This is a genomic window from Peptoniphilus phoceensis (assembly GCF_001517665.2).
In the GTDB taxonomy this organism is placed as follows: Bacteria; Bacillota; Clostridia; order Tissierellales; family Peptoniphilaceae; genus Peptoniphilus_A; species Peptoniphilus_A timonensis.
The window spans coordinates 114713-128307 of the sequence record NZ_LN999807.1; the positions used below are offsets into that span (position 1 = coordinate 114713).

The following is a 13595-nucleotide window of genomic DNA, read 5'->3' on the forward strand; positions in this document are numbered from 1 at the left end:
TTTAAAAAAGTAAATTTTTACTCTTCCTTGACAAAACAAAAAAATAATAGTATAGTCGAAACATATTGATGAGGCGATAAAAATGAAAAACTTAAATAACTTTAAAAATTTCACAAGCCAAGCATTCTGTTGTTGTTCTATAAAAAATTTTATAGGACTTATTTGAATGTGAATCAATATTTTAAAACTTTTATAAAATATTAAGAAAGATTTAAGAGTATATGATTTCATATACTCTTTTTTTAATATCTATTTATTTAGAATTACTCAGGAGGAAAAAAAATGACAAAATTATTAGAAACAGTTGGAAAATCAAAATTAGTGCAATTAGAAAATATTGGAAATGGAAAAATTTTCGTAAAAGTAGAAAAATCTAATCCAGCAGGATCTATTAAAGATAGAGCTGCCCTTTACATGATCAAGGGAGCAATAAAAGACGGATCTTTAAAAGAAGGTATGGAAATAGTTGAACCTACAAGTGGCAACACTGGTATTGCTATTGCCATGATTGGTCGTGCCCTAGGTTATAAAGTTAATATTGTAATGCCTTCTTCTATGTCAGTTGAAAGAAGAAATTTAATCGAAGCCTTTGGTGCAAACTTAATTTTAACTGGTGAAGGCGGAATGCAAGCTGCTGTGGATAAAGCAAAAGAACTTGTAGCTACAGGAAATTACTTCATGCCAAACCAATTTGAAAATAAGTACAATGCCCTTGCTCACGAAGAAACAACTGGTCCAGAAATCTATGAAAATCTTAAAGACATCTCTGGATTTATTGCAGGAATTGGAACTGGTGGAACTGTATCTGGTGTTGGAAGATATTTAAAAAATCAAGATGAAAAAATAAAAATTTGGGGACTTGAACCAGACGAATCACCACTTCTTACAAGAGGAGAAGCTGGCGGACACAAGATCCAAGGAATTGGTGCAAACTTTATTCCAAAAGTTTTAGACACAAAAATTCTCGACAAAACTATAAGAGTAAAATCAGATGAAGCTATCGAAATGGCTAAAAGACTTTCAAGAGAAGAAGGACTCCTTGTTGGTATATCTGCTGGAGCAAATGTTTTGGGTGCACTTAAAATGCAAGAGGAAATTGGTGGAAATATTGTAACAGTTGCACCTGACACAGCAGAAAGATATATGTCCACTGAATTATTTAAAAATGAATAATTTTTTTAAAAGACTAAAAGAATACGGGGAATTTATATTAAAAAAAGACCCTGCCTGTAAAAGTTTATTTGAAGCAATTTTCATGTATCCCATTGTATCTTGTATGATTAGTCACAGAATTGCTCACTACTTTTACGAAAAAAATCACACAAGTCTTGCCAGGTGGATTTCTCAAAGAGCCAGGAAAAAAACTGGTATAGAAATTCATCCTGGTGCAAAAATTGGCAAAAATCTCTTTATTGACCACGGCATGGCTGTGGTCATTGGAGAAACTGCCGAAATTGGGGACAACTGTCACATGTACCACAACATAACACTTGGTGGAACTGGAAATGAAAAAGAAAAGAAAAGACATCCCACAGTTGGAAACAATGTAATAATTGGAACTGGTGCAACAGTTCTTGGTCCAGTTTTTATTGGTGAAGGGGCAAAGATAGGAGCAGGTGCTCTTGTACTAACAGACATCCCTGCCAACTCAACTGCTGTTGGTGTGCCAGCAAAAGTCGTAAAATTCCACGATCCCAGTGAGAATAAGTTCCACTAAACTTATTATAAAAAGTTTTATAAGGAGGTAATATGTTTAAAATAGGTCCCCATCTTTATACATCAAAGGGCTATGCAAGTATGGGAAAAGATGCCCTTAAAATTTCTGCCACAACATTTCAATTTTTTTCACGTAATCCGAGAGGTTCCAAGATAAAAAAGTTAGATGAAAAAGACATAAAAGACTTGATGAATATAGCAAGAGAAAATAAATTTGGACCACTTTTAGCACACGCCCCTTACACCTTAAATCCTTGTTCTTCAACAGAAAGTGTGAGAGAATTTGCAAATTTAGTGCTTGCAGAAGACCTTGAAAGACTAAAATATTTTAAAAACACTTACTACAATCTCCATCCCGGTTCTCACACAGGTCTTGGAAAACAGACTGCCATAGAAATTATTTCTCAAAAACTGAATTTAGTTTTAAGAGAAGAACAAGATACTATTGTCCTTTTAGAAACTATGGCTGGCAAGGGAACAGAAGTTGGATCAAGATTTGAAGAAATTGGCAAAATAATAGAAAAAGTTAACTTAAAAGAAAAAGTTGGAGTGTGCCTCGACACTTGTCACGTCCATGAAGCAGGTTACGACATAGTAAATGACTTAGAAGGTGTCCTTGAAGAATTTGACGAATTTATAAGTCTTGATAAACTTTATGCAATTCACTTAAACGACAGCAAAAATGAAAAAGGCGCTCACAAGGATAGGCACGAAGTTATTGGTCAAGGTAAAATTGGACTTCATGCAATAGAAAAAATTATAAATCATGAAAAATTAAAAGACCTTCCCTTTTATCTAGAAACACCACAAGACTTAGAAGGTCACAAAAAAGAAATAGAATTATTAAAAAAACTCCGCAAATAATTAGTATTAATTACAAAAATATAAATACCCTTATAATCATAACCACCCGTCGATGAGGTGACCCCATTAAGTTGGACCAAATACCAGAGAGAATTTATATTTTCTCTGGTATTTTTTATGCTGCATTCTTTTCTCTGTATTCTATTGGACTTAAATATCCTATTTTTTTAATTTTTATCTTTATTTGGCATATTTTTAAGGTTCTTCTATCTTTTCTGGTTTCAGTCCTTCATAGCCTTGAGATTCATAAGCATTAACCCAAGTTCTAATAGTAGAATGATCTGGGATAGAGTATTTTTTTGCTAATCCTTTGTAGCCAATATTTCCTTATAGATATTCTTTTACTACTTTTATTTTAAATTTTGTTTTGTATTTTGCCATTAAAAAACTGACCTCCCTTAGTTGGTTTTCAAGTCCAACTTTTAGGGGTCAGTTCATTTTTTGCTTTTGTTCACTTACTCACCCGTAAACGGGTCTACAAATTCTTTAATGCTTATTTGATCTGCCATGTAATCTTCTTTTAATTGATTTTTTATATATTCTTGTATCTTTTTCGCATTCTTCCCTGCTGTGTCTACGTAATATCCTCTACACCAAAAGTGTCTATTCCCATATTTGTATTTTAAATTCGCATGCCTATCAAATATTATTAGACTACTTTTCCCTTTTAAATACCCATTATTTGGGATATGCTATATTTTGGTGGAATCTCCAGCAACATGTGAATATGGTCTGGACAACATTCTGCTTCTATTATATTTATTCCTTTTCTATCACATAGATCCCTTAATATTTTTCCTATATCTTGTTTTAATCTTCCATATATTACTTGTCTCCTGTACTTTGGAGCAAACACTATATGATATTTACAATTCCAAGCTGTATATGATAGACTGTTCTTATCCATTCAGGATACCTCCCTTTTCTATTTATGCTACTGCCAGTAACATATATAGTTTATCACGGGGAGGTTTTTTGCTTGAAGCTAAAGCTTTTTTCCTACCACCAGCATAGCTGGTGGTTTATTCATGCTAAAGGGTACAATAAAATAAGCTTAATCATAAAAGAATTAAGCTTATTGTTTTTTATTCTATATTTAATTGTAAGTTTTGCAATGATGCCCCAGCTCGTTGAAATTTTATACGGTCGTAAAGTTTGCCAATAAACCATAAACTAATAATGCAGTAAGCAAAAAGCTCTACGGCTAAAAATAGAAGACCACAAATTGTCGCAAACTCCAATTTGCGAACTGATCTACCATCAATTTGCTATGCAAATTGGGTTAGATCATGTCAACTCGCTTCGCTCAAACAGTGAAATTTTTTTGACGTCTCCATCCTTTTTGCTTACTGCCTTATAAGTTTACTGGATATTAGCAAGCACAACTACCTTATTAAACTTCAACGAGCTGGAGCACACTTGCCAAACTTGCAAATAATTACCTAAAGGAACTGATATTACATAAAAGTTTTTTGCTTATTTCTTACACAAGATTAGCTCACTATTTAAGTTCGAAGTTAGATTTACTTATGAAGTCATATAAAGTTAAAAATTTACAAATAATTAGGAAGCTATAAAAATTTTAAAATACAATAATCTAAATATTTATCTTGGTTAAACCATTGTAATTTATGTGTAATATACTTATAATTACCTTAAAGGAGCTGATTTTATGAACAAAATTAATTTAACTGTAAGTGTGGATAATGATGACAAGGAATCTTTTAATGCTTTGGTTTCTGAACTTGGTCTTAATATTTCTGCCGCTATAAATATGTTTATCAAACAGTCTATTAGAAATCAGGCTTTACCTTTGGATTTATCTTTAAATAAAAAGGAAAAAGGAAATACAAAGAGTTTAGAAAAAATTTCTGATGAAATTATGGATAAGTACGATATAGCATTTAAGGAATTGGCAAAATGAAATATGTAAGCCTTCAAGAAGTTATAATGCTTTAAGAAAAATTAATTTCTCGTTTTGGTGGATCCTATGGAATCAGAGAAATAAATTTGCTTAAATCTTCAGTTGAAAATGTATTTCAAACTTATGATGGAGAAGAACTATATCCATCACACTTAGACAAAATTATACAAGTAACTTATTCCCTTATAGAAAATCATTGCTTTGTAGATGGCAATAAGAGAATTGGTGTTATGGTACTTTTGTATTTACTAAAAATAAATGAAATTAAACATAATTTATCTAATGAAGATATTATAGAGATTGGGTTAAAAGTGGCAAGTGGAGAGATGAGTAAGGAAGAGTTAAGGAAGTTTGTTGAGAATAAGGTTGAGGGTTGAAGTTTTTTATCTGGAGGGGCATATACCCATTTGGGCACGAGTGGGCGTCTTAATGCCCCGCTTGTGCCCTATGGGTGCTTGTGCCCTATGGGTGCTTGTGCCCTATGGGTGTGCTTGTGCCCTATGGGTATGCCCCTCCAGACCACCCCATTCACCCCACGCACTGGAAGTCCAAAAAAATCGGTTTAAATGTCGCAAGTGGAGTCATGGATAAAAAGGACTTAAAAAATTATATAGAAAAGAGAGTAAAAAAATAAAGCTAGCAATTTTTGCTAGCCTTTTATTTTTGCCCTTTTACTTTTTATATCTTTAGATCAGGCTTATAAATAAAATTATGTAAAAAGAAAAACCCGAGAGTTTCCTCTCAGGTTTTATCTTTAAAGCTTAATTAAATAAAGTTAATTATTTAAATTCAACTGTGTAAGTGTCTTCAGCTGTTACACCATCTTTTTCAAGGTAAACTTTAACTTCTAGTTTGTTTCCTACGAAATCAGAAAGAGTGTTTACTGATCCATCTTCAGCTTTTATTGTTGAATAAGCTATAGTTGTAATAGCAGCCTTTAGTTGATCAGTAGTCATGTCTTTTACTGGAACTTTATTACCTGCAATTTCAAAAGCAGTAAGGTTTTTAGCAGTTGCTAGTTTTTCTAGAGCAACCATAGCTCCTGTTCCTTTAATAGCTGTAAATTCTTTTTCACCATCTTTAATAGTAATTACTAAAGTTTTAGTTTCAGGATCATAAGATTTTTCTGCAAAAGGATCTACATTAATACTGTCAATTGAAGGTTCTACTTCATCTGCTAGATCTTTAATTAGTTTTTTTTTGCGTCTTCTTCAGCTGCTTTAGCTGCTGCGTCTGCTGCTTCTTTTTCAGCTTTAGCTTCTTTTACAGCATCTCTAACTGCTTGAAGTTTGTCAGCGTGATTTTTATTTTCGCTTAATACTTTAAATTGTTTTTGAGCGTCTAATTGATCATCAATAGCTTTAAGTTCTTTAGCTACTTCTTCAAAGTTTTCAACAGTTACTTTGTTTGCTGGTGTTAATTTTTCAATAGCAGTTAAGAATTTGTTTTCTAAATATTCTTCAATAGTTGTTTCATCTTTAACTGAAGTATCTTTTCCATCGTTTAGAACAAAGTCAAATGCCCAGTCGTTTCTTTCGTTGTCTCTGAAGTTAACGTTAAATTTAACTTCTTGTCCAACTTTAAGAGCGTCTGCCCATTCTTTACTTACTTCAAATACTTTTGTAGTCTTAGCAAGTCCTGCATCCCAGTTAGCTTCTTCAATCTTAACTTCTACAGTGTATGGGTAAGCATCGTTGTTAACTTTTGTAACTTTACCAACAACAGTGTTAGCTTGGATACCTTGAACAACGTTTAGAACAGAACCTGATTTATCAAATAGGTCTCTTGTGTCCTTAGTATCTTCAAGAATTGATACAATTTCGATATCTCTTGCATCTTTGTTGTTAGCAGTGAATTGTAGGTAGTCACCCTTAGCTAAATCTTTGTATTGTTTAGCGTTAAAGATGTCTGCATCGCCTACATAAAGAAGAGTTTCGTTTCCGAATCTGTCTTCTACTCTGATTTCATTGTTGTCAAAGATTTGTGCAACTTTAACTACAGGGAATGCTTTTTCATCGCTGTGGTCAAGAAGTCTGTCGATAACGTCTCCACGAGTTTCGATAACGTCAAGTAAATCACCATAGTTTAGTGGGAAGTTAGCTTTGTTAAGAACGTTGTCTCTGTCGTAAAGTTTTCCATCAGTATCTTCTAGTGTAGTAGAGAATTTAGAAGAAGAAGAGTTAATTACTCTGTATCTGTCTCCATCATTATCTTTAGATACTACGTTAAATACGATAACTTTTGCAGTATTTCTTTCAGAATTGAAAGATTTTACAGCTGATTTGTGAGAATCTGTGTCGAATCCAGCGTAAACATTAGGAATCTTGAAAGTGTCTCCATAGTGGTGGAAACCGATTAATGAAAGTGCTTCATTAATGTCTTTAACTTCTTTCATAATGTTGTTGTATGGGTTAGCAACATAGATTTCAGTTTTGTCGTTAACTTTTAGGTCAGCGATAACTGATTTGTTAGCATTGTGGAATACAATGTTATCAGCTTTAGTCTTAGAACCGTTAAGAGTTACAGTAGCATAAGCTCCGTTAACTTTCTTTTGGTCAAGATCTTTTAGAGATTCAATGTTCTTGTAGTAGTTTGTTTCTACTGTAGCATCAGCAACACCTTCCCAGATGTGGTTGTCAGTGTCAAGAAGTTGATCTTCTTTGTCAGTTCTTGCAAGAGCTTCTGGGTTACCAAGTTCGATAATGTGAGTTACTTCGTTCTTGTCGTTAGTAAGAATTCTTACTAGAGATCCTTTGTAAAGGTCAAGGTTGTTAAGGCTGTTAACTTTAACGATTTGTTTTCTAGCGTTGATACCATCAACGATTACTGTTTCACCAGTGATAGTGTATTCTTTTTCGCTATCTTGGTTAAGAGTAAGTTTAGAGTTTGTTAAGTTAGAAACAATACCTCTTGTTTCGTTAGCTGGTACTCTCTTGAATTCTTTCATTCTGTAAAGAGCATTGTAAACCATAGTGAATGCGTCTGCTCTGTTAGCTGCTTTGTTAGAATCTGCAACAGTTACGTCGTTAAGAATTCCAAGTTCAGCTGCCCAAGTCATCCAAGAAGATGCCCATTTAGCGTTTTTAACCATGTCTGCAGTAAGATCTTCTTTAACAAGAACTACTAGCATTTTAGCTAATTCAGCGTAAGTTACATCGTTTTCTGGCTTGAATGATCCATCAGGATATCCTGCTAGCATAGCAATTCCGTTAGCATCAGATGGTACAGTTGTACCTACTGTGATAACTCCGTTTGCCCAGTGCTTAGTATCTACGTCAGAGTAGATTTTCATTGATCCTTGTAATTGTTTAGCTAATTCTTCGTTACCATTAGCTAGTACAAGTAATCTTGTAATTTCGGATCTCTTGATGTTTTTATCAAGTCCGTAGTTTCCGTCTTCATAGCCTTCAACAAGCTTTTTGTCGATTACGTATTGGATTTTGTTATCTTTTCCAACTACTTTTTCAACTTTTTCTCCAGCTTCAGCTTTTTTAGCTTCAGCTTTTTTAGCTGTTTCGGCGAAGACACTTGAGAATGTTCCTAGTACCATAACTAGTGCTAGTACTAGAGAAATAATTTTCTTGTTCATTTGTCTTTCGACCTCCTTAAAAATTTTGTAGATTCTACAAAAGTCTCAAACTTTTGTCGCCAAGACTGAACTATCTCGGCTAAGAGGTCGACAAATAAATATCGCCTTTTGGTTTTATTTAGTTGTCATGTTCCTCTTGTGCTTATATTATACACTAGAAATTTGCTTTGTAAAATTACAATTACATTACATAAATTTCATCCATGAAATTATCATGAAATATTAAGATTTTTGTCTGTAATTGGCATCTACTGGCACTTTCCTGTGCTAATATAAATAGGTCTTTTGGACCGTATTTAGAATTATAACAAAGTGGTTACAATTTTGCAATTGTATTTTTGGGGTAAGGGTGGAAAAAGTTTTTCTTTTCTTTTATAAAGAAAAGAAGGAAGAATTTAAGAAATGGGTGAAAGATGAAATTTTTGGGAATTTATATAATTTTTTTATAAAATTTTTATAAAATTTGTAAAAGCTAAAGCTTTTTAATTGCTTTGTAAAGCCCATGGCATTAATATTTCTTATAGATCCTTCATTCTTTTCTCTGCTTCTTTATAGACTTTGGAGTCTGCTCTTGCCCCTATTATAATTATCAAGACATTATCTTCGTGTTTTTCTAATTTGTAGACGATTCTAAGTCCTGAACTTTTTAATTTTATTTTCATAAGTCCTGCTAATGATGAATTGCTTTGGTTTCCTAGTGGCTTCCCATATCCTCCTTCTGTATTGGGTAATGGATTTATTAATATTCTTTTTATTGCTTTATCTACAATTTTTCTTTGTGAACCATCTAAGGCTTCGTAATCTTCTGCTGCCTGCTTAATAAAAGATAGCTTGTACATCATTCAAACTCATCTTCACTAAGAGGTTCAATGTCATCGAAGTTCATCTTAAATGCTTTTTCAATATCTTCTTTTGAAATAACTTCAATTTCATTCATGGATTCAAGTCTTGACTTAGCAAGCATTAAGTCCCTTGCATCCTCAACTTCATCCATTAGTCTTGAATACTCCTCTGGTGAAAGAAGAACGCACTCAGGTGTATTATTTTTTAATACAACTTTTGATCCATTTGACTTAACATCATCAAAAATTCTACCTGCAAGACCTCTGTTAAAATCAGATATAGATACAGTTCTATTAGAAATTTGTTTAATAAAGTTCATATAATCACCTCATTGTCATTATAACACAAGGATAAAAAGATAGGTATATTTATCGATAAAATTGTTGTTAAAATTGTTTTAAAATTATTTTAAAAGCTGACACTTTTATGAACCTTATTGGAGGGGCTTAGGGACATCGTGAAATTTATTTGAAAAGACCCTGTCTTTATGAATCTATTTCTAAAGCCTAAGGCTTTAAAACTCTATAAGGAGGGGGAGCAAGGGGCAGGCGAGGCCCCTTTCCCCCTCCTTAAACCTCCCTCCTATCCCCTCGCCCTGGCAGGGGCCCGTCCCTTTAATACGCAAAAAGCTCTACGGCTAAAATTTTGAACTCGCTCATTTCATTCGCTCAAACAGCAAAATTTTTTTTACGCCTTCGAACTTTTTGCTTACTGCCTTATAAACTTGCTAGATATTTACCAAATCTACATCCTCATAAAATCTCAATAAGCTGGAACACACTTGCCAAACTCACAATTAAATACAAGACTATAAAAAGAAAAAGCTTAGTTTTATTCAACTAAGCTTCTTTTGATGTAAAAATTTTTATAAGTTATTAAGTTTTTCTAAATAACTCTACATAAGTTTGAAAACATGTAGAGGTAAAACCAATTAGTAATCTTATGTAACACCGTAAGGCAAGACATCCGTTAAAAAATTCAACTGTTTGAGTTAAGCGATTGAGTTTATAAGTAATTAAGGCGTAATCTTAATTGATTGATAATTTTTTTAATCTTAAAAATGTAAGCTTAACGAGTTTTGAATTTTAGGCTGTCTGCCGCTCGGGGTTGTTTGCCAAGGCCCCTGCCAGGTCGTTGAAGGTTTTGGGGGTGGTCCGGAGGGGGAAGGACCAATCGAAAGGTCCTAACCTCCTCCGGATAAAAAATTTTAAAGCCTCAGGCTTTACAAAAAACTATATAGATAATATCTTTATAAAAAATTATAAAAACCACTCAGTTTTTAGAAAAAACACCTTATTGATTAACTTCCCAATACCCATCCTTAGCACTACCGACATACTTTATTGTTTTTTCATCTGTGAGAACTTTTAAATCTCTTTCAATAGTTCTATCGGTTACACCAAATTGTTTAGATAAATCATAAGCCGTAATTTTAGGATTGCCCTTTATTATATCAATAATTTTTTCACGTCTATCATTTGGTTTTAATTTTTGACCGACATTTTGACCGACATTTTGACCGACATTTTGACCGACATTTTGGGTGTCACTTTCACCTTCATTTTGGATGTCATAATTTAAATTCTTCAGAATTGTAATAAAAGAAGATTCTGTTGACTTAAACCCTGGCTTTAATTCTTCTTTATAATTTTCTTCTGCTTTATAGGCTTCTATGATTTTTCTAAGTCCTGATCCACGTCTTTCCATTAAATCCATTCTTGCAAATACATCTGCTATGATTGGATTTCTTCTTGTGGAAGATACATTTAATGGATTGAGATCCTGCACGAAAGTTCCGTCATACATACCTCCAGGAGAATATATTTCTAATCTGTCATCATAGATATCTACATGAACTTCACTTCCAAATACTGAATAATCCCTGTGAATTAGTGCATTTACTAAAGCCTCTTGAACTGCTCTTTCTGGATATTCTGGATATTCTATTCTATAGACTGGACCTTTTTTCCACATCTTTTTGGTGTTTCTTTTTACAAAGTCCAAACTTGCTTTTAAAAGATAAATTATATTACCTTCAAATTCAGCATCATCTAAGGCATCTATTCTTCCATTCGCTTTAGTTAGACCATTCCATCTAGTACAAAATACTCTTGACTGATAAACTTGATAATCGTCTGCAAAGAGTGCTCCTGCTATGGTTAGGTTGCCCTCATCATTTACAAGCCCAAAAGATTTTAAATCTTTTTCTTCAAATTCTTTTTCTGTTCTATTTTTATATTCTATGCTAAGTTCTTTAAAAGTTACATTTTCTAATCTTTTCTTTGATTCTAGTGAGTCATAACTTATATGTTCTCCCTTTAAAGACAAATTAAAAAGATCAATTCGACCTGCAGGGACACTTTGATTTCCTACTCTCTTGTAGGCTGTTCTAGAACCACCATCTACTACAAAATAAGGAGTATTTTTACCTGCAAAGATTGTTAGAATTAAAATTATTTTCTCATCTATCTCTTGTATCTCCATATCAATTTCGGGGTTAGGATCCATTTTAGATTTTATGATTTCTGAAATACTTTCAGAAGTCTCTTGATATTCACTAAGTCCAAGGATTGTGTTATCTTCTTTTACTCCAAATATTAGCTTCCCACCTCGACCGTTGGCAAAAGCTGAAACAGATTTTAACCAAGACTTAGGTTTATTTGTTTCTAATTTTTCTTTTTTGTCATATAGATTTGTTTCTCCAAGATAGTCTTTTAAGTTCAAAGTATCCCTCCTCTCAAGCAAATATTATACTTAATTTTACCATGTTTATTCTATTGTTAAGGATCGATTTTTAAAGTAGTTTATAGTACTGTATTTAATATCTCTTTTTCATCTTTATCTCTAACTACTTTAAAATAATATCCTGCACCTATAACTTCTCCTATTACAAGTGAAACAATTGAAAAATCTCACATCAACTAGATCTTCTTTTTTTTCAAACACAGAAAATTCATATCTTTTACTAAATTTGCACTCATATTTTTTATTTATCTATCCATTAATTTTTTATCCTTATTTAATAAATTTTAATTAAAATAGCGACTGAAGTTTTACTCCAATAGCCAATTACCTTTACTATTTATTTCTTTATAGAGAAAAACCTTATTTTTACCAACTTAAACCAAAAATTTTGAGTATAAAAAAACGATATTCTTACCAGCTTTCAATCGGTGTTCTAAAATACTTAATTAAAGGAATTAATTAGCTTCTGATTATTTTTGTTTTTAAACTCCATTATTATATATATAAAAATCGAAAGTATTTCTTTGTACAAAAGTTCAAAATCAATATTTTCTTCAATAACATCCCCATGAGATAAATCATTTCTTATATCCATCATGTAATTTAATCTTTTTTTTCGTTCAATTAAAAATTTATTTTCTTCCTCACTAAATAAATTTTTAATTTTCTTTGAATGTAGATAATAATTAATATTCATTAAATCAACAAATTTTTCATTCACAAGATTTCTTGTATCATTACTTATTTTCTTTATAAAATAAGCTGAGTCAATGATTTCTTTATTTATCATCTGTCCGCGAGAAAAGTCTACTGAAACAAGAAATTTAACTAAATCTTTGACCTCTTCTTTTACACTATTATTAAAAATCCAATCTGTTATTTGATTAATCATTATGTGTTTTAATTGAAATATACTTGATTCAATGAAAGAATCTAAGGAAAACATAGATTGTAAAAAAGCTAGTTTATAATTATTTTGATTATATAGTTTTAATGATTCAATAAGGTATTCTTCCCATGAAAATATAGTTGTAAAGTATTGTATTTCTACTTCTATGTACGCTTCATCTTCAATAGCTTCCCATACAATATTACTGTTGTAATTTTCTTCAATTGTAGCTTCTACATAAATTTGGTCTGATCTATTACTAACTCTAATATCTTTTACATTCAATTCATAAAAATTATCATTCTCTCTTAATATCCCAAAACATATATTTTCAATTGAGCCGATTTTGGAATATTCGATGTCAACATCACCCTTAATATTTGTTTCGTGGGTAATATGACTTACTAACCTTCCTGACCTTCCGGAATAACTATTTCCGCTTTCAAATTCTATTTCTGCTCTAAATCGTGTTTTTTCAACTTTACTATTAATTAATAGCTCAATAATTTTTAACACTAATGAATTGAAATACTTATAATTAGTATTATAAAGAATATATTTATACAAATTATTTTCTTCTTTATAAAAATAATATAACAAAAAGTAAGAAACCAAAGCTTCTTTTACTTTAATCTTAACTTCATCTTCTTCAAGTTTCTTTCTATCCACTTTGAGCAAATCCAAAATAACACTATCACGAATTAACTTATACTCTTCTAAATTTATTTCGCCATCAACATATTTAGTTAATAATAATTTTTCTTGATCGTTAATATCTAAGTCATTTATCGATAATTCAATGAATGTTTTGCTTAAGTCAGATTTTAGATCTTCAATTTTACATTTTTTTTCAAATAACTTTATCCATTCCTCTAACATTTTTTCCACCTTAAAACTTATCTTCTAAGAAAGATTTTATTTCTCTTAAGCGTTATATAAATTTGCCCCAATTTGTTACATTTATTTCATCTTGGTCAATAAGTCTTTTTCACAACTTTTGATAAGTCAGTTAAAAATTTTTTGCT

11 protein-coding genes and 1 pseudogene are annotated in these 13595 nt (G+C 31.7%); 5 read left to right on the forward strand and 7 right to left on the reverse strand.

Going from position 1 to position 13595, the window contains the following annotated elements; genetic code table 11:
- Positions 1–282: 282 nt before the first annotated feature.
- The 3 genes from cysK to BN3657_RS01505 are packed head-to-tail and all read left to right on the forward strand — an operon-like array spanning position 283 to position 2580.
- A complete protein-coding gene (cysK, locus tag BN3657_RS01495) occupies positions 283–1173 on the forward strand; it encodes a cysteine synthase A (protein ID WP_062551481.1) in 891 nt (296 codons plus the stop codon).
- Positions 1166–1717, forward strand: coding sequence for a serine O-acetyltransferase EpsC (gene epsC / locus BN3657_RS01500; RefSeq protein WP_062551482.1), 552 nt, complete (start codon positions 1166–1168; stop codon positions 1715–1717). Before cysK ends, epsC begins: the two co-directional genes overlap by 8 nt.
- Before the next feature lie 32 nt (positions 1718–1749).
- Complete coding sequence (locus tag BN3657_RS01505) at positions 1750–2580, forward strand: deoxyribonuclease IV (RefSeq protein WP_062551483.1); 831 nt, start codon at positions 1750–1752, stop codon at positions 2578–2580.
- Positions 2581–3035: 455 nt separating this feature from the next.
- Here BN3657_RS01505 and tnpA read toward each other — a convergent pair.
- Positions 3036–3487: pseudogene (gene tnpA, locus BN3657_RS01510) on the reverse strand (IS200/IS605 family transposase).
- A 765-nt stretch (positions 3488–4252) separates the two neighbouring features.
- Between tnpA and BN3657_RS01520 the strand changes: the two are divergent.
- Complete coding sequence (locus tag BN3657_RS01520) at positions 4253–4504, forward strand: type II toxin-antitoxin system RelB/DinJ family antitoxin (protein WP_062551485.1); 252 nt, start codon at positions 4253–4255, stop codon at positions 4502–4504.
- A 44-nt stretch (positions 4505–4548) separates the two neighbouring features.
- On the forward strand, positions 4549–4881 hold the full coding sequence (locus BN3657_RS01525) for a type II toxin-antitoxin system death-on-curing family toxin (RefSeq protein WP_082676811.1): 333 nt from the start codon (positions 4549–4551) through the stop codon (positions 4879–4881).
- A 402-nt stretch (positions 4882–5283) separates the two neighbouring features.
- Here BN3657_RS01525 and BN3657_RS01530 read toward each other — a convergent pair whose 3' ends face one another.
- The 6 genes from BN3657_RS01530 to BN3657_RS01555 form a co-directional block, all read right to left on the reverse strand.
- Positions 5284–5541, reverse strand: a complete 258-nt coding sequence (locus tag BN3657_RS01530; RefSeq protein ID WP_062551487.1) for a hypothetical protein — start codon at positions 5539–5541, stop codon at positions 5284–5286.
- Positions 5542–5693: 152 nt separating this feature from the next.
- Positions 5694–8093, reverse strand: coding sequence for an S-layer homology domain-containing protein (locus BN3657_RS01535; RefSeq protein WP_230204168.1), 2400 nt, complete (start codon positions 8091–8093; stop codon positions 5694–5696).
- Between the two features lie 518 nt (positions 8094–8611).
- A complete protein-coding gene (locus BN3657_RS01540; protein WP_062551488.1) occupies positions 8612–8935 on the reverse strand; it encodes a type II toxin-antitoxin system RelE family toxin in 324 nt (107 codons plus the stop codon).
- A complete protein-coding gene (locus BN3657_RS01545) occupies positions 8932–9255 on the reverse strand; it encodes a type II toxin-antitoxin system Phd/YefM family antitoxin (RefSeq protein WP_062551489.1) in 324 nt (107 codons plus the stop codon). The genes BN3657_RS01540 and BN3657_RS01545 overlap by 4 nt, the downstream gene beginning before the upstream one ends.
- Before the next feature lie 974 nt (positions 9256–10229).
- Complete coding sequence (locus BN3657_RS01550) at positions 10230–11660, reverse strand: AlbA family DNA-binding domain-containing protein (RefSeq protein WP_062551490.1); 1431 nt, start codon at positions 11658–11660, stop codon at positions 10230–10232.
- A 463-nt stretch (positions 11661–12123) separates the two neighbouring features.
- The gene (locus BN3657_RS01555; RefSeq protein WP_062551491.1) at positions 12124–13449 is read right to left on the reverse strand and encodes a hypothetical protein; all 1326 of its coding nucleotides are present in this window, start codon (positions 13447–13449) and stop codon (positions 12124–12126) included.
- Between the last annotated feature and the right edge of the window lie 146 nt (positions 13450–13595).